Source organism: Haloarcula sp. CGMCC 1.2071 (genome assembly GCF_037078445.1).
In the GTDB taxonomy this organism is placed as follows: domain Archaea; phylum Halobacteriota; class Halobacteria; order Halobacteriales; family Haloarculaceae; genus Haloarcula; species Haloarcula amylolytica.
This window is the reverse complement of the sequence record NZ_JAYMGY010000003.1, coordinates 503504-519264: the sequence shown is the minus strand read 5'-3', so window position 1 is coordinate 519264 and position 15761 is coordinate 503504. Positions and strand designations below refer to the sequence as shown.

Genomic DNA, 15761 nt, shown 5'->3' with positions numbered 1-15761 from the left:
GTAACAGTGGGAAGATATTTACTGCCCGAACGAATATTCGGTCGGGATGACTGATGGAATTCCGTTCGCCGGGGAGCCAGCGGACTCGCACGAGGCGATAATGCGGGCCACGTTCCGTGCCCTCCGGGAATACGGGTACGCCGGACTTTCGATACAGCGAATCGCGGACGAGGCCGACCTCAGCAAATCGACGTTTTATCACCACTTCGACGGCAAGGAGGACCTCCTGCTGTCGTTCCAGGAGTTCATCCTCACGGAATTTAACCGCATCTTTCAGGTCGAATCCACCGGCGACCCCGAACAGGACATCAAGACGTTTGTCAGCCTCGTTCTCGACGATTTCCCGGACTGCGTCGAAACGCCGGACAAGAACGCCGTCCTCGGGTCGTACGTCGAGATGCGCGCCCAGGCGGTTCAGAACCCGGACTTCCGCGAGAAGTTCACTGAGACGGACGAACTGTTCGCCCGGCAACTCGTACAGATCATCGAGGACGGCATCGAACAGGGGGTCTTCGCCGACGTCGACCCCGAGACGGTGTCGCGGTTCATGATCACGATACTCGACGGCGTGATTCTTCAGAGCGCAACTCGTAACGACAACCCTGTCGCCGAGGTTCGGGACACTATCGACGAGTACATCGAAGAGACGCTGGTCCTCGATACCTAGCTTCGGCTTATCGACTGGTACGTCTCCTTCAGCTCCTCGAAATCGTCGTTTTCGGCGTGCAGCACCCACTCCAGTTCTTTTGCCCGTTCTTTCAGCCTGGTGTACTCGTCGCTCGACTCCAGTTGTGATGGGGATCTCTCGCGTTCCAGCACGGAGAGCTTCGAGGAGATCCGGAAGTACTCGTCGAGCCTGTCGTCCTCGTCGGGCCTGTCGAGGTGCTGGTCGAGCGCCGACAGAAGCGTCGACTGGTCGACCGGCTTCTGGAGGTAGTCGTCGAAGGGCATCTCCAGAATGTTCAGGTCGGCGTCGACTGCGGTCAGCATGATGATGATGCCGTCGTACCCCCGCTCGCGCAACTGCGACAGCACGTCGTCACCGTGGACATCGGGCATGCGCCGGTCGAGCAACACGGCGTCGAACTCCGGGCCGGCAGCGTCGAGCGCCGCCTGCCCACTGTACGCGACAGTCGTCTCGTAGCGCTCGCCGAGTTTCAGAGCCTGCGTGTCGGCGACGTCGTGCTCGTCGTCGACGACGAGCACCCGCGGCGGGCCGCCTGTAGTTCTTGACACGGTATTACACCGTTCTAGGGCTGGCAACTGTATATGTTTTATCAGCAGCCGCCTCTCGAAAAGCGTTAACCGATGGCCCATTGAGTGTGTACCGATGAGCAAGTCGTCGGCGGGCACAGGCGGTCGACATCGCCTCGGGAGCCTCGCGGCCGTGGTCGGTTGGATAGGGGCAGGAGCGGTCGTGCTCGCCACCGTGGCGCTGGTGGTGCAGTCGGTGTTCTCGCTGGGGCTCTCGGAACAGGTCACCGTGGGTCTCGGTCTGGCGCTCGGCGGCGGGCTGGGCGGCGTCTCCTACCTTCTAGTGACTGATTCGCCCGGCGAGGCGACCGACGAGACGATGACGGTGTCGGCAGACGTCGAGCGAACACCGGAGCCACAACCGGTCGATCTCTTCGACGGTCATCCGGACCCGGTGTTGTACTTCGCCGACGAGGGGCACGGCCCAGTCGTGCGTGCAGCCAACGAGGCGTTCGGGACCACGTTCGACGTGCCGTCCGACCGCCTCGACGGAACGGCGCTCTCCGAGGCGCTGCTCGTGGCTGGTATCGACGAAGTGGACGCCGAGACAGTCAGTACAGTAGACCTCGATGTCGTGGCCCTCTCGACGGCACTCGACGAACCGAGGCAGTTCCGACTGCGGACGGCCGGCACCCAGTCGACTGGCTACCTTCTGCTCACACCACTGGGGACAGCGGGCGATTGAACGGCCGAACGCCGCTCACGGGTCGGCGGCGTAACGGAACTTTAAAGATTCCATCCCGGCGAAATTCTGGATAGGAATGCTCGCGTCACCGCTGCAACTCATCGATAGTTTCCTGCTGAACTACACCATCGGTGATGTCCTGCTACTCGGCTTTGTCGGTGGGCTCGTCGCAATTCTCCCGCAACGGTCGCTCCGGATGCTGGGGCTGCATACGATTGCGCTGGGCGCACTGCTCGTGATTACGCCGGCGTCGGCGATGGAACCAAGCAGTGCGAGCGTCCTCGCGTCGTCGTTCCAGTACAAACTGTTCGGCCTGGTGCTGCTCGTCCTCGCACCGGTGCTGTACGCCGTCGGTCGGCGTTAGGCTAGCTTGTCCAGTGCGGTGAAGAAGTCAAGCGGCGGCCCGGCGAGCCGGACCGGTTCGCTCGCACGCGAGACCGTAATTCGCTCCGGCGGGACCACGTCTTCTCTGACCCGTCCGTCGCTGACGACGACGCCGCTGTCGGCGTCCGTGAGTTCGACGACGATTTCGCTGTCGACGTCGACGACCAGCGGCGGCGTCCCCATTTCGTCTGCCATCCCGGTGATGATGAGGCCGGCCACGTCGGGATGGACGAGCGGGCCGCGTTCGCTGAGGTTGTACGCCGTCGAGCCGGTGGGTGTCGCCACCAGCACGCCGTCGGCGTGACCGGACGTGTACAGCGAGTCGTCGACGTACACGTCGAGCGTCGCCCCGCCGCCGTGACCGCGGCGCTCGCCCTGGACGACGACCTCGTTCAGCGCCGGCGACAGCTCCCAGTCGTCGCCGCTGGCCTGGAGCCGCGGCTTGGCCCGCGTTCTGGCGCTCCCGGTCTTCTGGATGTGTTCGACCTCCGCGACGACTGTCTCGACGGCTTCTTCGGGTGCGATAGCGTTCAGAAAGCCGACCTCGCCGAGATTGACGCCCAGGATCGGCGTCGACCCCGCGCCGCGGGCCGCGTACAGAAACGTCCCGTCGCCGCCGATGCTCACGACGAGGTCACAGGCGGACATCTCATCGACCGGGGCCGAATCTGGTACGGCGGCCTCCCACGCGTCGTGGTCTCCCAGCGCCCCGGCGGTCGTTTCGTCCACGACGACGGCCGCCGACGTGGCGCGCAGTCGGTCACACAGTGTACTCGCAAGCGACATGGCCCGGTCGTTGTCCCGCTGCGCGACGATACCGACAGTCATTGCCGGACGTTCCCGCCGGCCGCATATAAACCCTCTACGACGGCAATTATATCCGTCCCGACGCGTATCCACTTCCATGGGCCGTTCGTGTGGCTGGTGGTCGTGCGTATGAGCGGGGACGACGGGTCCGACGACGACTGGTTCGAAAGTGCGCTGGACGACGAGGACGGCGACAGCGAACAGACGGATACCGACGATACTTCGGCGACACAACCCGAGAGCGACGCCGAGGAGCCTACATCTGCGGACACTGGGCCGTTTGCGGCAGACAGTGACGAGAGTGATAGCAGTGGGGGCGACAGCCCCTTCGACGACGATGGGGGCACTCCCTTTAACGAGGAGAGTGACAGCAGCCCGTTCGACGACGGCGGCGATGACCCCTTCAACAGCGGTGGAAGTGAGGCCCCCGATACCGACGCTGGGTCCTCCGGCGACGACGGCGGCGGGCTCTTCGACGACGACTTCGCCACCGCGTTCGAGTCCGCCGGCAGCGGTGACGGTGACAGCGGTAGCGACTTCGAGGAGGAGTTCGAGTCCGACATCCCGCGGGTCGACATCGGTATCGAGGGGCTCGACCAGATGATTCAGGGCGGGATTCCACGGCGTCACCTCATCGTCACCATCGGCTCGGCCGGCACCGGGAAGACGACGTTCGGACTGCAGTTCCTCCACCACGGCCTGCGGAACGGCGAGAACGCGGTGTTTCTGACCCTTGAACAGTCTCACGATGCGATACTGGACACCGCCAGCGAACGCGGCTGGGGATTCGAGGAGTACGAGGAACAGGGCCAGCTAGCGATTGTCGACCTCGACCCGGTCGAGATGGCAAACAGCCTCGACAACATTCGTGGCGAGCTTCCGGCACTCATCGAGAAATTCGACGCCGACCGGCTGGTGCTCGACTCCGTCTCGCTGCTCGAGATGATGTACGACGACCAGTCCCGTAGACGCACCGAAGTGTTCGATTTCACCCGGTCGCTGAAACAGGCCGGCGTGACGACGATGCTCGTCTCCGAAGCCAGCGAGAGCAACCCCTTCGCGTCCAGACACGGTATCATCGAATACCTGACCGACGCGGTGTTCATCCTGCAGTACGTCCGGTCGGACACCGGTGAGACACGACTCGCCGTCGAGATACAGAAGATACGGAACGCGAACCACTCGCGGGAGACGAAACCCTACGAGATAACGAACGACGGTATCTCGGTCTACCAGCAGGCCAACATCTTCTAAGCCGTCGCCGTCCCGACCGACTCCGGTTCGTCCCGCTCGTCGAGTGCGGCGTTGTAGCCGCCGGCCCAGAGGTCCGTCGCGACGACCAGCACGTAGAAGGTGGCGAACGGGCTGAGAATCACGGCGAGGAGCGAACCGAGGAACGGTATCACATTGAGCAAGTTCACCACGACGTTGACGGCGATGAACAGCGCAATCGAGACCAGCCACGGTGTCGCGTACTCCGGGGACAGGACTAACTTCCGTAGCGTCCCGAAATCGAACCCAGCACCGAACTCGCCGGTACAGGCGAAGTGGATGATGGCGGCCGTCGCCACGTAGCCGAACACCAGCGACAGGACGAACGAGATCGCCAGCCCGCCGAAGAGGCCGGCCAGGCCGGCACCCGCTCCGGCGCGGGTCCCCGTCGCCATCGCGAACAGGCTACCGCCGACGGTCACCCCGAACACGACGAGCGGGACGAGCATGTACACGATGCCGATGACCCAGGCCTTGAGACCGTCGACGAGCAGTTCGCCCCAGTCCTCGAACGCCGGCGGCTCTGTCGCCCCGTCCGCCCGTTCGCGGACTGCCTGAACGAGATAGCCGTACACGAGGATACCGGGTACGAGGAGAAAGGCGAGGAGGCTGAGAACGCCGCCGATGAGGACGGTCACGGTCCAGTCGTCGTCTTCCATGGGATATCTGAGTGTATCTTCGAGCGACTCCATGTTTCTTGGTCACTCCCTACATAATTAGTTACAGACACCTTGCCGGGTTATTCGCTCGGCTTACCGCAGGACTGCGATGTGTCGATTCCAACACGATTCCTCTCAAATCGCGCCAGCTTGCGGAACCAATAAATCACAACCGGGCGACAGGAGGGATATGGTACTACTCGTGCCCTTCGACGGTTCGGCCCTGTCGAAAGCCGCGCTAACGCGGGCGATGGAGTTCGCGGACTACCGCGACGAGGACATCACTGCGCTGTCCGTTATCCCGGACGATGCGGCGTACGCGCGGGACCGCGGCTGGATCGACGCGGACGAGGTGTTCGATACTGAGACTGTCGCCGACCGGATGCGAGAGCAGGCCGAGTCGGTCGCTCCGACGGCGTCGTTCCGCTACGAGGTCCCGGAAGACGTGAGTTCGATGGCGTCGACGACGACGGACATCACCCGGACCATCAGAGAAGTCGCTCACGAAGAGGGGGCCTCAATCGTGTTCATCGGCAGTGAGAACGCCGGACGGGTGTCGACACCGGTCTGTAGCGTCGGTTCACCGGTCTCAGAAGACCCACGGTACGACGTCCATATCGTCCGGCACCCGTAGCGCTATCTGACGACGGTTACGGGGACGGACGCCCGTCTGACGACGATTTCGGCGACGCTGCCAAGCAGGATGCGGGACATCCCCGAGCGGCCGTGGCTTCCCATGACGATCTGGTTGATGTCGTGTTCGTCCGCGTACTCCACGATTACCTTCGTCGGTCGCCCGACCTCGATGACGCGTTCGACGGACTCGATACCGGCCTCGGTCACTTCCGCTTCAAGGTCGTCGAGCAGGTCCTCCGCTGTGGCCTTCTGTTTCTCGTACCACTCCTCGGAGAAGGAGGGAATCGAGGCCTCCGCGCTGTAGCCGGCCTCTGCGGGGTTGATGACGTGCAGGAGAACGACCGTCGCGTCCGGATACTCCTCGGCTGCGAACTCACACGCTTCCGTTGCCTGGTCGGAACTGTCGACCGGAACGAGGATTCGTTTTGCCATACGTCCCATTCCGCTGGGGTCGGTTTGAATCTTCGGCCCGCTGCAATCGGTGAGCGGGTCTTCGGTCTGTCAGTCTCGCCCGTGACGGGTCACACACGTCGACAGACCAATTAGTTCGACTGGCTCGGAGTTATCCGGCGAGTAGACGACCCGCTGGCCCTTCTCCATGTAGGGGACCTTCGATTCGAGGTTGCTGGGGATGTTCACCGCCGAGATGGCGTCCTCGTCGCCGAGATTGAGTACCATCGTCGTGTTGATCTGCTTGAACACCGGGTCGGCGATGTCCTGGGGGTCCTGCGTGATGAGATACAGGCCGAGGCGCTCCTTCCGACCCTGTTTTGCGGCTTCGGTGAACTTCCCGATGACCTTGCCGGCCTGGACGCTGTCGGCGTCGGTGAGGAAGTTGTGGGCCTCGTCCATCCCCAGCACGAGCGGCGTCTCCTTGATGCGGTCGTAGTCCGGGTCGTTCGAGAGCTTCTGGTCGATGAGCAGGCTGGAGACGGCCAGCACAATGGTCGATGCCGTCCGGGAGTCCGTGATGTGGTACGTCGGGATGACCGTCAGCCCGCCGTCGCGGACGAACTGCGATATCTGATCGGTGATGGGGCGAGCGTCCTGGTCGAAGACAGCGCCGAAGCCCTGAACGCGGCGCTTGACGGCGTCGAACGTGGCCTCGTGGACGTCGCCCGCCTCGTCCAGTTCCTCCTTGAGCGCGGGGTCCCCGAGGAAGGTCCGGAAGTCACTGTACGTGCCGCTTTCGCCGTATTCTCGCTCGAACCGCGGGAGCAGCGTGTTCACCAGCGCGCCGTACTGGTTGTCGTTCAGGCTGGAGCCGGCGATGAGCCAGGGGTTGTCGTGGACGAGCGAGAACGGGATGGTGAACTCCACCTGCTCGGCGCGGTGGTGGCTGGCGTTGTAGTCGGCCCCGGCCACCTTCGGAACGAAGGCGATGGTGTCGTCGTGCCCGCCGTAGGCGACGCCCTCCCGCTCACAGCGGCGCTCGAACTCGTCGGTCATCGCGGGGTTGTCGTCGTGCATCTGCGCGTACTCGTCCTGGGGGTCGAACTGGACGACGGCGAGTTCTGGCGTGCGGCCGTCGCCCATCTCGTAGGTCCGGCCGAGATACTGCCGCAGGACGTTCTTCGAACTGTGAGTCTTCCCGGACCCGGTCCCACCCGCGACAAGGGTGTGCCGGAACACGAGCGGGTCGCCGGCGTCGTAGTCGTCTTTCAGCCGGTAGTCGATGGTCGGCGGCTCGGCGGCCGTCCGGACCTTCTCACCGCCGACGGCGAGATGACCCAGGAAGACGCCGTCCTCGGGAATCTTCAGGCCGGTTTTGATCTCGGATTTGTCGGTGGCCTCCCGGACGACGGTTTCGGGTTTGGGCACCCGGTCGGTCATCCGCCGCTTGAGTTCGCCACCGTCGCTGTACAGCACTGCAACCGGCTCAAGCTCGGCGATGAATTTGAAATCCCGCTCGTCGATGCCCCGCTCGCGCATCGCCCGCCGGGCGTGGATCTCTGTCGCGTCGTCAGCGTGGAACTCCTGGGCGTATTCCAGCGCCTTGATACGACAGAACAGTCGCTCTCCGTCAGGGTACGGAACGAGCAGGTACGCCCCGATGCGCAGCCGCGAGCGGTTCCGCGCGGTGACGTACGCGCGCAGGACTGTTTCGTCGGCTTCCTCGCTGATCCGGAGGCCGTTCGCCGCCGAGAGGACACCGAGACCGGTGTCTGTTCCGGCCGGTGTCACGTCCATATCTTCGAAGTCGTCGTCTGTCGATTGTGCTGTCGGGTCCGTGCCCCCCGACGCGTCGACAGTCTGGTCGCCGTCGTCGGCCGTCTCGGCAGAATCGGCGGCCTCGTCGTCGGCCGCCGCGTCGTCGCCGTCGAAATCAGTGAAATCCCCGAGGTCGGACATACCCCAGTTCAGGGTAGCCGGGGATTAACACCTTTCCCCGGCAGCATGAATGTGAAACCTTACCCGGATGGCTGTCAACGAACGCATATGAAGCCGACGCGGGTGATGTCTTTCAATGTGCGGTACGACACCGCCGGGGACGGGGGAGACGGGTGGCCCCACAGGCGGCGGCTGGTGGCGGGAATACTCCGGTATCACGACCCCGACATTATCGGGATTCAGGAAGCGATGGCCCACCAGCTCCGGGAGCTAGAGGTGTTGCTGGACGGCTACGAGTGGGTCGGTGACCCGCGTGACGCCGTCGACGCCGGTGGGGAGCACACGGCCATCGGCTACCGGGCCGAGCGCTTCGACTGCGCGGCCACGAACACGTTCTGGCTCTCCGAACAGCCCGCCGAGCCGAGCAGCGTCGGCTGGGACGCCGCGTACCCCCGCGTGGCGACCTGGGCGCGCCTCCGTGACCGCGACACCGGCGAGGACCTGCTGTGTCTGAACACGCATCTGGACCATCGGGGGGCTGACGCGCGGATTGAGGGCATCGAACTGGTGCTCGACCACCTCGATTCTATCGCTCGTGAAGCCGCCGCGGTCGTGACCGGCGATTTCAACTGCGTCGTCGGCGAGCCGGCCTACGAGCAGGCCGAAGGACACGAACTCCCGGACGGCCGCAGGCTCGTCGACGCCCGCGACACAGCGACCGCGACCCACGGCCCGACGACGAGCCGGACCGATTTCCACAACCTCCTCCCCGAGATGGGGATCGACCATGTGTTCGTCAGCGAGGACGTGGCCGTCGACACCAGAGCGGTCATCGCCGACCGCGACGACGACCACTACGGCTCCGACCACCTGCCCGTCGTGGTCGACTGTGAACCCTGACCCGAGGGAGAATCTTTTGCCTGTGTGGCCCCTACGTGTAACTATGTTGCTTATTCGGGGGACCGCGGGCGGGACGGCGCTGACCGGGACGCTGTACGAGCCGGGCGAGGAGCCGCCCGAGTTCAAGGGCGCGCCGGACGAGGGGACGCCCTACGTCTGGGTCTGTGACGCTTTCTACGAGGTCGAAAGCGGCGGACAGGTCCAGTCCATCGACGACCGCGAGATCCGAATCGCCTTCGAATCCCCGATGCCCCGTGGCTTCGAGACGCGCGATGCGGCAATCGACGCGGCCAAAGAACATGTCAGAACGCAGTTCGCCCGGCTCGGCGTGGCCGGCGAGACGGTCGACGTGACGGTGCAGCAGGCCGAGACGGCGTAGCCGACAGGTCTGTGGAGAACGGCGGCCCGTTTTCTGAGTCAGCGAACGACCAGTGAGTTATACCAATGTGACGGGTGAACCCACTGCGCGTGGCCGAGGACCCGTCCCCGACCGAGGTGTTCGCCCTCCTCGACGATGACTACGCTCGCGCGCTCCTTGCAGCCACGAGTCACAGACCGATGACAGCAACCGAACTCAGCAACGACTGCGACATGTCACTCTCGACCGTGTATCGCCGCCTCGACGCGCTTGAGGACTGCGGCCTCGTCGCCGCTCGAACGCAACTCGCGGACGACGGCCATCACCCGGACGTGTACGAGGCACAGATGGATGCGCTCACTGTGCGGCTTACCGACGGGACCTTCGACGTGACCCTCTCCGTCGAGTCGAAGACACACGAGTTCGCCGACGCTCTAGTAGATCTCTGGGAGGGGCTCTGATGGAGTTTGCCGGCCTCTCCGCCGAAACGTGGGTTACCGTGAACACTGCTTTCCACCTCGCACAGACGGGGGTCGGGCTGCTCATTGCTGCATTGGCGCTCGTTGGCTACCGTCGACGACGGACCCGCTCTATGCTCGCACTGGCCGTCGGAATCAGCCTCCTCACCTTCGTCTCGTACCTCGTTACCCTCAGTGCCGTGCAGGTCCTCCCGCGAGTGGTGTTTCCCCTTCCGGGAACTATCACAGAACTCGTTGGGCTCATCGCCCTCCTGTACGCCATCGTTCTGGCCCGCCGCGATTAGCACGCTTCAGAACGATTCTTCGACGGCGCCCCACCGGATATCGTTGAACTCCCGCTCGCGGTCAGTCTCGAAGGTCCGCTCGATGCGGCGAGTGAGTTCCTCGCTCCCCTGGCGGTCAATTTTGGCGAGTTCGTCGGCCTTCCCGATAGCCAGCGGCGGCCCCTGCTCGCGGGCCACATCGTGGAGTATCTGCCGCGTGAGTTTGGCCCGGCACTCCGGGTCTTTAGTGAACGCGTACGGGGCCTCGACGCGGAACACGAGGTCGGAACGTGGGTCGTAGAGGACGAAAAACGTCACTTCGTAGGCTTCGGGGTCGAGCGACCGCTCGATGCCCAGCGCGTCGCCGTCGGCGGCCATGATGCCGTCAGTTCCGCCCCGCGAGCGGAACCAGTTCGTCGCAGTGAGACAGTCGGTCTGCAGTTCTCCCTCGTCGTCGCGTCGCTCCAGAATTCGGCGGAAGAAGGCGGTGTCGTTCACCCAGGGGGCGTTGGTCTTGCGCCGCAGCGCCCGTGTGAGGGCCTTCGTCGAGGAGTTCTTGATGAATCCCACCATCGGAACGTCCCGTTCGACGAACCGCTCGACGAGGTCGACGTAGTTGTTGACCACCGTCTTCGGGCGGTCGTCCTCGGCAAGCAGGTCGGCCAGTTCGGTGTCGCGGTCGGCCCAGCGGAGCACGCCGGTCGGGTAGATCGGCCCGTCGAGGATGAACAGGTCCTCGACCACGTCGGCGTTTGTCAGCGCGTGCTGGCTCTCCGCGAGGTACAGCGCCAGCGCGTGGACGACCCGCTGCTCGTAGCGGTCGACCTGTGGCACGTCGAGGACGCGCCGCTTGGCGTAGCCGCGGTCCCCGCCCTGCCAGTCGCCGTCGAATCCCAGCGTCGCGTCGTTCGAGTGGACGGCCATGATAATCGTTCGGCCGCGGTGGAGTTCGACGTCCGAAGGTACGCTGCCCATCGCCGCCTGTGCCACGTCCAGCACCAGCCCGTTCTTGAACGTCGTGGGATTGATAGTCCCCGAATCCAGGCCGTGCTGGGTCGGAAACGGCGGGTCCGCCAGCGCGATATCCTCGATAGGGACCTTCCGGCGGCGCTGCTCGTCTAGCGGTTCCAGAATCTTCGTTCCGTCCTGCCACAGCGGGTCGAGAAAACTCTCCCAGACTTCCTCGGCGGCCGCCTCTTGGTCGCTCGTCTCGACGGTCTCGCGCACCTGCCCGGCGAGCTTGGCGATGCCGTCGACGTGGACCGGGTCCAGCGTCATGCCCGTGCGTTCGCGGGGACGGGCATAACCCTTTGGTCACCTGCCGATTCGGCGCTTATACTGTCGGCTGTCCGTCTGTGACGAATTCCGCCACTCCGGGTTGGCGAATATCTTGTAACAGTTACAGCCGACAGTATTACTCCTTGCCGGACTCTTCACGGAGGATGCGTTCGATGGCCTCGGCGATCTCCTCGTAGGACTGCATCGTCAGGCCGTCCGTGGTGATGAGCACGCCCTGGCGCTCGGTCGTCGCCCGCAGGAGGTAGCCGTTAGAGAACGCGCGGACGGTGAAGCGGTAGTCGCCCAGTTCGGACTCCTGATATGCGTTTTTCGTCTGCTTGTACCCCTGCCACTCGTGACCGACGAAGTCGTTGAGGTCGGCGTCCTGTTCGAGGTCCTCCCGCAGGTAGAGTTGCTCGAAGTTCGCACGCGTGAAATACGTCACTGAACGGAGCGAGTCACCCGTCGCTGTCCGGGCTGTCGTGACGATTGCGTCGGCCAGATCGTCCGAGAGAATGTTCCGAGTCATGCCAGACCGAAGGCGGGCCTCCCTCTTAATTTCAGGGTTCCCGATACTGGCAGTGATAGCAGGGTAGTGATATGGAGTACCGACACCAGAACCGCCGAATCTCGCATTATCGACCGTCACGTTCGGGGCTGACCGACAGTGTATTAGGCCGGTCGCGTGACCCACCGGGTATGGACGTCGGACTCATCATCTTAGACGGGTGGGGCCTGAATCCGGACGACGATGTCCGGGATGCCGTCGCCGCCGCCGACACGCCGAACTTCGACCGCTACCGAGACGCAGGCACAGCGTCGACGCTTGCCACCCACGGCCGCCGGGTCGGTCTCCCGGAAGGTCAGATGGGTAACTCCGAGGTCGGCCACCTCAACATCGGGGCCGGCCGCGTCGTCAAACAGGACTCCGCCCGCGTCAGCGACAGCATCGCCCGCTCGCGGGGCCAGTCGCCACCGGACGACGCCGCACAGGACCCGCCGTTCTTCGAGAACGAAACGGTTCTGTCGGCATTCGAGCACGCCGAGGAACACGGCGGTCGAGTCCACTTCATGGGCCTCGTTTCGGACGGCGGCGTCCACTCCTATCAGGACCACCTCCACGCGCTCATCGAACTCGCCGGCGAGCGCGGGACCGACGCCGTCTCGCACGCCTTCACCGACGGCCGCGACACCTCGCCGACCGGCGGCGAGGACTACCTCACCGACCTCGAAGCCCACGCCGAGGCGCACGGAACTGGCCACGTCGCCACCGTCTGCGGCCGCTACTACGCAATGGACCGCGACCAGAACTGGGAGCGGACCCGCCGGGCCTACGACGCCATCGTTCACCGCGAGGGCGACCACCACGCCGCCGACGCTGTCGCGGCCGCCACTGAATCCTATGCCCGTGACACCACCGACGAGTTCATCGAGCCGACGACCGTCGGCGACCACGCCGGCTTCGAAGACGGCGACGCGGTCATATTTTTCAATTTCCGCTCGGACCGCGCCCGACAGCTCACCCGGATGCTCGGGGATATCCGCCCGGAGGACTGGGGGGCCGACACCGAGCCGCCGGCCATCCGACTGGTGACGATGACGCAATACGACGAGACGTTCGACCTGCCGGTCGCCTTCCCGCCGAACCAGCCCGAGGACGTGCTCGGCGAGGTACTTTCTGAAGCCGGGAAGACACAGATCCGGCTGGCCGAGACCGAGAAATACCCCCACGTCACCTACTTCCTCAACGGCGGCCGCGAGGTCGCGTTCGACGGCGAGAGCCGCGAGATCGTCGACAGCCCCGACGTGGCGACCTACGACATGCAACCGGAGATGAGCGCGCCGGAACTGGCAGACACCGCCATCGAGTTCATCGACCGCGAGGACCCCGACGCGATGGTCCTGAACTTCGCCAACCCCGACATGGTCGGCCACACCGGCGACTTCGACGCGGCGGTGACCGCCGTCGAAACCGTCGACGAACAGCTCGGCCGGCTGGTCGCGGCGATTGGGGCCGCCGGCGGCCACACTCTCATCTGTGCCGACCACGGGAACGCCGACGACATGGGGACCGTCGATGACCCGCACACGGCCCACACGACCAACCCCGTCCCGTTCATCTACCTGGCCGCCGACGGGACCGCCGGCGGCCGGACCGCCCGCGACGGCGGGACGCTGGCCGACCTCGCGCCGACGATGCTCATGCTCATGGGCATCGACCAGCCGGAGGCGATGACCGGCACGCCGCTTATCGAATAGCGGGCGACGCGATCACGCTATTTTTCGAGCAGTGAGAGATACCCCGGCGGCACGCGGTCAGTCGTGTACGTCTCGGTCCCGCGCTTGACGATTCGGCGGTCGTCGGCCTGCATCGCCGCGGCGTCGACGACGAACACGACGGGGTCGGCGGCGTGGCGACGCCCCACCTCGCGGGCCGCCGCGACGGAGTCCGAGAGGTGGACCGTCTGTCGCCCCATCGGCTTCAGTCCCGCGTCGCGTATCGAGGCGGCGTTTCGCGGCGCAGTTCCGTGATACAGCGTCGTCGGGACCGGGTCGTCGGTCGCGTCGAGAGTCACGTCGACAGAGTGCCCGTAAGCCGCCCGAACGCGGCCGCCAGCGGCTACTGTGCTTGACTCGTCACTGGTTCCTGTCCGCTCGAACCGCCCTTTCGGGTCCGTGGCGATGACTCCAGCCAGTGCCTCGCCGTCGGCCCAGTCGTACTTCCGCTCGACAGCAGCGTGGAGAGAGGTAAACGCCGTCCACCCCGCTTCGTCTACCTCGATGCCTGCGTCCTCGGGAAAGTGTCTGAGCGCCCCGGAGACGAACTTCGAGAGCTGTCGTCGCCGTGCGCCGTCGAGAACGAGGGTCCCCTCTCTGTCACAGACCGGGCACGCATTCCCCTCGAAGAAGCCGTCCTCGGGACAGCGACGGACCGCATCTGGCATGGTCGGGGTTGGGCCGCGACCATACAAAAGCGTCACGCGGACGTGACGACGGCCCGCGTATCGACAGCTGTCCCAGACGCTTTCACCGGCGGCCACGGCACTGCTACTTCCGAAGTAGCGCTTAACTCTCCATCCCGGCGGGCGGGTATCTTCAAGTAGATACAGTCATCAGTCTGCCATAACGAAATGCCGTCCCCAACAGACCTCGAACTCGGCGGTGAGCGGTCCGATGTGTATCGGTTCGTGGAGCGGAACGGCCCTGTCGCGCCCGCCGAGGTGGCCGAAGCCATCAGCGTCGACCCCGAGCGGTTCCAGCACCACGTCTCCATTCTCAAACGGGACGACCTCATCGAGGCCACCGAGGACGGGAAGCTGACCGTGGCGCTCCACCACGGCGAGACGGCCGAACACTACGAGGCCGGCGTCAGCTACGAGATACGGCCTTCCCGGCCGTCGGACCTCTCCGGCGTCGTCGGGACGATACGCGACGTGACCAGCGAAGCGCCGTACATCATCGCGGCCGGTGTCGCCGAGCAACTGGCCTACGAGGACACGCTCGTCCGCTGGGGTCCCAATCGCTGTCGCGTCGTGTTCGTCGCCACGGTCGACGACGACGTCGTCGGCTGGGTCCACGTCGCCATGTCCGAGGTGGCCGAACTCGCGTCGACGGCCGAACTCACGCTCGGAGTAATGGAGACGTACCGCCGTCACGGTATCGGCAGCCACCTGCTCCACCGCGGGGTCGAATGGGCCGCGAGCCGCGGCTGTCGAAAGGTGTACAACAGCCTGCCGGCCACGAACGAGCGGGCCATCGACTTCCTGAAGGAGACCGGCTGGACGGTCGAGGCTGTCCGCGATGGCCACTACGAGATCGACGGCGAACTGGTCGACGAGGTGATGATGGCGCGCCGGCTGGAGTGAGACGGACTGACGGCAAGCGCCACGCTCGTGAGCGGAGAACCCGGAGATAGCGCCCTATGGATTTATGATTGTCTACCGACAAGTGACGACATGACAGTTACCGAACTAGAAGACTACGGAATGCTCCAGATGGACGTCGAGGACATCGAAAAGACCCTCGAACGGAAGAGCATCGGCGTGCTTGGCGTCCCGACCGATTCCGCGCCGCTACTGCGCCCGCTTGGTTTCTGGTACGACGGCGAGTCCACGCTCTACTTCGTCTACGTTCTCGGTGCCGACAGCCGGAAAGTGACGGTGAGCGACCACGCGGACGTTGCCCGGTTTCTCATCTACGACGTCGAAACGACGTTCAACTGGCGCAGCGTCCTGCTGACGGGGACCATCGAACGAGTCCCTGGCGACGAACGCAGGGCAATCGAAGAACAGATAGACACTTCCTGGACGCCCGACGTGTTCGAGCGGGCGGCCGAGACGGAGGCCACGGCGCTGTATCGGTTCCGAATCGACGAGCGGGCCGGTATCAAGCAACTCGAACTCCCGCCGGAACTCAGAACCGAATCTTCGACGAGTGGACCGGAGTAACCGGGAC

The 15761-nt window shown here is 64.6% G+C and carries 20 protein-coding genes; 12 read left to right on the top strand and 8 right to left on the bottom strand.

Annotation, left to right across the window (positions count from 1 at the left end; all coding sequences use genetic code 11):
* Positions 1-46: 46 nt before the first annotated feature.
* Positions 47-667, top strand: coding sequence for a TetR/AcrR family transcriptional regulator (locus VI234_RS10090; RefSeq protein WP_336329901.1), 621 nt, complete (start codon positions 47-49; stop codon positions 665-667).
* On the opposite strand, the gene VI234_RS10085 is transcribed toward VI234_RS10090, so the two are convergent.
* The gene (locus tag VI234_RS10085; RefSeq protein ID WP_336329926.1) at positions 664-1206 is read right to left on the bottom strand and encodes a response regulator; all 543 of its coding nucleotides are present in this window, start codon (positions 1204-1206) and stop codon (positions 664-666) included. The two genes, VI234_RS10090 and VI234_RS10085, sit on opposite strands and share 4 nt — an antisense overlap.
* Positions 1207-1330: 124 nt before the next feature.
* Between VI234_RS10085 and VI234_RS10080 the strand changes: the two genes are divergently transcribed.
* Positions 1331-1939, top strand: coding sequence for a hypothetical protein (locus VI234_RS10080; RefSeq protein ID WP_336329900.1), 609 nt, complete (start codon positions 1331-1333; stop codon positions 1937-1939).
* A 76-nt stretch (positions 1940-2015) separates the two neighbouring features.
* Positions 2016-2303, top strand: coding sequence for a hypothetical protein (locus VI234_RS10075; protein ID WP_008310747.1), 288 nt, complete (start codon positions 2016-2018; stop codon positions 2301-2303).
* Here the strand turns inward: VI234_RS10075 and VI234_RS10070 are convergent.
* On the bottom strand, positions 2300-3151 hold the full coding sequence (locus tag VI234_RS10070; RefSeq protein WP_336329899.1) for an NAD(+)/NADH kinase: 852 nt from the start codon (positions 3149-3151) through the stop codon (positions 2300-2302). The genes VI234_RS10075 and VI234_RS10070 overlap by 4 nt on opposite strands.
* A gap of 108 nt (positions 3152-3259) precedes the next feature.
* On the opposite strand from VI234_RS10070, the gene VI234_RS10065 reads away from it, so the two are divergent.
* Positions 3260-4384: a KaiC domain-containing protein gene (locus tag VI234_RS10065; protein WP_336329898.1), complete on the top strand. Its 1125-nt coding sequence runs from the start codon at positions 3260-3262 to the stop codon at positions 4382-4384.
* Here the strand turns inward: VI234_RS10065 and VI234_RS10060 are convergent.
* Positions 4381-5094 carry a DUF4013 domain-containing protein gene (locus VI234_RS10060; protein ID WP_008310742.1) on the bottom strand — a complete coding sequence of 238 codons (714 nt, stop codon included), beginning with the start codon at positions 5092-5094 and terminating at the stop codon, positions 4381-4383. The genes VI234_RS10065 and VI234_RS10060 overlap by 4 nt on opposite strands.
* Before the next feature lie 157 nt (positions 5095-5251).
* Here VI234_RS10060 and VI234_RS10055 point away from each other — a divergent pair, with 157 nt between their 5' ends.
* Positions 5252-5695 carry a universal stress protein gene (locus VI234_RS10055; RefSeq protein ID WP_336329897.1) on the top strand — a complete coding sequence of 148 codons (444 nt, stop codon included), beginning with the start codon at positions 5252-5254 and terminating at the stop codon, positions 5693-5695.
* A 2-nt stretch (positions 5696-5697) separates the two neighbouring features.
* Here the strand turns inward: VI234_RS10055 and VI234_RS10050 are convergent, their stop codons facing one another.
* Both VI234_RS10050 and VI234_RS10045 read right to left on the bottom strand, forming a co-directional pair.
* Positions 5698-6129, bottom strand: a complete 432-nt coding sequence (locus VI234_RS10050) for a universal stress protein (protein WP_008310740.1) — start codon at positions 6127-6129, stop codon at positions 5698-5700.
* Positions 6130-6198: 69 nt separating this feature from the next.
* Positions 6199-8049, bottom strand: a complete 1851-nt coding sequence (locus tag VI234_RS10045) for an ATP-binding protein (protein ID WP_336329896.1) — start codon at positions 8047-8049, stop codon at positions 6199-6201.
* Positions 8050-8136: 87 nt separating this feature from the next.
* On the opposite strand from VI234_RS10045, the gene VI234_RS10040 reads away from it, so the two are divergent.
* The 4 genes from VI234_RS10040 to VI234_RS10025 all read left to right on the top strand — a co-directional run bounded on the left by VI234_RS10040 (position 8137) and on the right by VI234_RS10025 (position 10049).
* Complete coding sequence (locus tag VI234_RS10040; RefSeq protein WP_336329895.1) at positions 8137-8928, top strand: endonuclease/exonuclease/phosphatase family protein; 792 nt, start codon at positions 8137-8139, stop codon at positions 8926-8928.
* A 43-nt stretch (positions 8929-8971) separates the two neighbouring features.
* Positions 8972-9307, top strand: a complete 336-nt coding sequence (locus VI234_RS10035) for a DUF7113 family protein (protein WP_008310737.1) — start codon at positions 8972-8974, stop codon at positions 9305-9307.
* Positions 9308-9396: 89 nt separating this feature from the next.
* Positions 9397-9747 carry a winged helix-turn-helix domain-containing protein gene (locus VI234_RS10030; protein WP_336329894.1) on the top strand — a complete coding sequence of 117 codons (351 nt, stop codon included), beginning with the start codon at positions 9397-9399 and terminating at the stop codon, positions 9745-9747.
* Positions 9747-10049: a hypothetical protein gene (locus tag VI234_RS10025; protein ID WP_008310733.1), complete on the top strand. Its 303-nt coding sequence runs from the start codon at positions 9747-9749 to the stop codon at positions 10047-10049. The genes VI234_RS10030 and VI234_RS10025 overlap by 1 nt, the downstream gene beginning before the upstream one ends.
* 6 nt (positions 10050-10055) lie before the next feature.
* On the opposite strand, the gene VI234_RS10020 is transcribed toward VI234_RS10025, so the two are convergent.
* Both VI234_RS10020 and VI234_RS10015 read right to left on the bottom strand, forming a co-directional pair.
* Positions 10056-11306 carry a DNA double-strand break repair nuclease NurA gene (locus tag VI234_RS10020; protein ID WP_336329893.1) on the bottom strand — a complete coding sequence of 417 codons (1251 nt, stop codon included), beginning with the start codon at positions 11304-11306 and terminating at the stop codon, positions 10056-10058.
* A 136-nt stretch (positions 11307-11442) separates the two neighbouring features.
* The gene (locus VI234_RS10015) at positions 11443-11835 is read right to left on the bottom strand and encodes a DUF7522 family protein (RefSeq protein WP_008310728.1); all 393 of its coding nucleotides are present in this window, start codon (positions 11833-11835) and stop codon (positions 11443-11445) included.
* 170 nt (positions 11836-12005) lie between these two features.
* On the opposite strand from VI234_RS10015, the gene gpmI reads away from it, so the two are divergent.
* A complete protein-coding gene (gpmI, locus tag VI234_RS10010; protein WP_336329892.1) occupies positions 12006-13565 on the top strand; it encodes a 2,3-bisphosphoglycerate-independent phosphoglycerate mutase in 1560 nt (519 codons plus the stop codon).
* 17 nt (positions 13566-13582) lie between these two features.
* On the opposite strand, the gene VI234_RS10005 is transcribed toward gpmI, so the two are convergent.
* Complete coding sequence (locus VI234_RS10005; protein WP_336329891.1) at positions 13583-14251, bottom strand: RNA 2'-phosphotransferase; 669 nt, start codon at positions 14249-14251, stop codon at positions 13583-13585.
* A gap of 186 nt (positions 14252-14437) precedes the next feature.
* On the opposite strand from VI234_RS10005, the gene VI234_RS10000 reads away from it, so the two are divergent.
* Positions 14438-15172: a bifunctional helix-turn-helix transcriptional regulator/GNAT family N-acetyltransferase gene (locus VI234_RS10000; protein WP_008310722.1), complete on the top strand. Its 735-nt coding sequence runs from the start codon at positions 14438-14440 to the stop codon at positions 15170-15172.
* 90 nt (positions 15173-15262) lie between these two features.
* Complete coding sequence (locus VI234_RS09995; RefSeq protein ID WP_008310720.1) at positions 15263-15754, top strand: pyridoxamine 5'-phosphate oxidase family protein; 492 nt, start codon at positions 15263-15265, stop codon at positions 15752-15754.
* The last annotated feature ends 7 nt before the right edge of the window (positions 15755-15761 follow it).

Bases quoted from the DNA above. Each gene is read 5' to 3' on its own strand.
- VI234_RS10000 (WP_008310722.1), top strand. From the start codon at position 14,438: ATGCCGTCCCCAACAGACCTCGAACTCGGCGGTGAGCGGTCCGATGTG.
- VI234_RS10075 (WP_008310747.1), top strand. From the start codon at position 2,016: ATGCTCGCGTCACCGCTGCAACTCATCGATAGTTTCCTGCTGAACTAC.
- VI234_RS10065 (WP_336329898.1), top strand. From the start codon at position 3,260: ATGAGCGGGGACGACGGGTCCGACGACGACTGGTTCGAAAGTGCGCTG.
- VI234_RS10040 (WP_336329895.1), top strand. From the start codon at position 8,137: ATGAAGCCGACGCGGGTGATGTCTTTCAATGTGCGGTACGACACCGCC.
- VI234_RS10020 (WP_336329893.1), bottom strand. From the start codon at position 11,306: ATGACGCTGGACCCGGTCCACGTCGACGGCATCGCCAAGCTCGCCGGG.
- VI234_RS10045 (WP_336329896.1), bottom strand. From the start codon at position 8,049: ATGTCCGACCTCGGGGATTTCACTGATTTCGACGGCGACGACGCGGCG.
- VI234_RS10015 (WP_008310728.1), bottom strand. From the start codon at position 11,835: ATGACTCGGAACATTCTCTCGGACGATCTGGCCGACGCAATCGTCACG.
- VI234_RS10035 (WP_008310737.1), top strand. From the start codon at position 8,972: ATGTTGCTTATTCGGGGGACCGCGGGCGGGACGGCGCTGACCGGGACG.
- VI234_RS10005 (WP_336329891.1), bottom strand. From the start codon at position 14,251: ATGCCAGATGCGGTCCGTCGCTGTCCCGAGGACGGCTTCTTCGAGGGG.
- VI234_RS10025 (WP_008310733.1), top strand. From the start codon at position 9,747: ATGGAGTTTGCCGGCCTCTCCGCCGAAACGTGGGTTACCGTGAACACT.
- VI234_RS09995 (WP_008310720.1), top strand. From the start codon at position 15,263: ATGACAGTTACCGAACTAGAAGACTACGGAATGCTCCAGATGGACGTC.
- VI234_RS10090 (WP_336329901.1), top strand. From the start codon at position 47: ATGACTGATGGAATTCCGTTCGCCGGGGAGCCAGCGGACTCGCACGAG.
- VI234_RS10060 (WP_008310742.1), bottom strand. From the start codon at position 5,094: ATGGAGTCGCTCGAAGATACACTCAGATATCCCATGGAAGACGACGAC.
- VI234_RS10050 (WP_008310740.1), bottom strand. From the start codon at position 6,129: ATGGCAAAACGAATCCTCGTTCCGGTCGACAGTTCCGACCAGGCAACG.
- VI234_RS10070 (WP_336329899.1), bottom strand. From the start codon at position 3,151: ATGACTGTCGGTATCGTCGCGCAGCGGGACAACGACCGGGCCATGTCG.
- VI234_RS10080 (WP_336329900.1), top strand. From the start codon at position 1,331: ATGAGCAAGTCGTCGGCGGGCACAGGCGGTCGACATCGCCTCGGGAGC.
- VI234_RS10055 (WP_336329897.1), top strand. From the start codon at position 5,252: ATGGTACTACTCGTGCCCTTCGACGGTTCGGCCCTGTCGAAAGCCGCG.
- gpmI (WP_336329892.1), top strand. From the start codon at position 12,006: ATGGACGTCGGACTCATCATCTTAGACGGGTGGGGCCTGAATCCGGAC.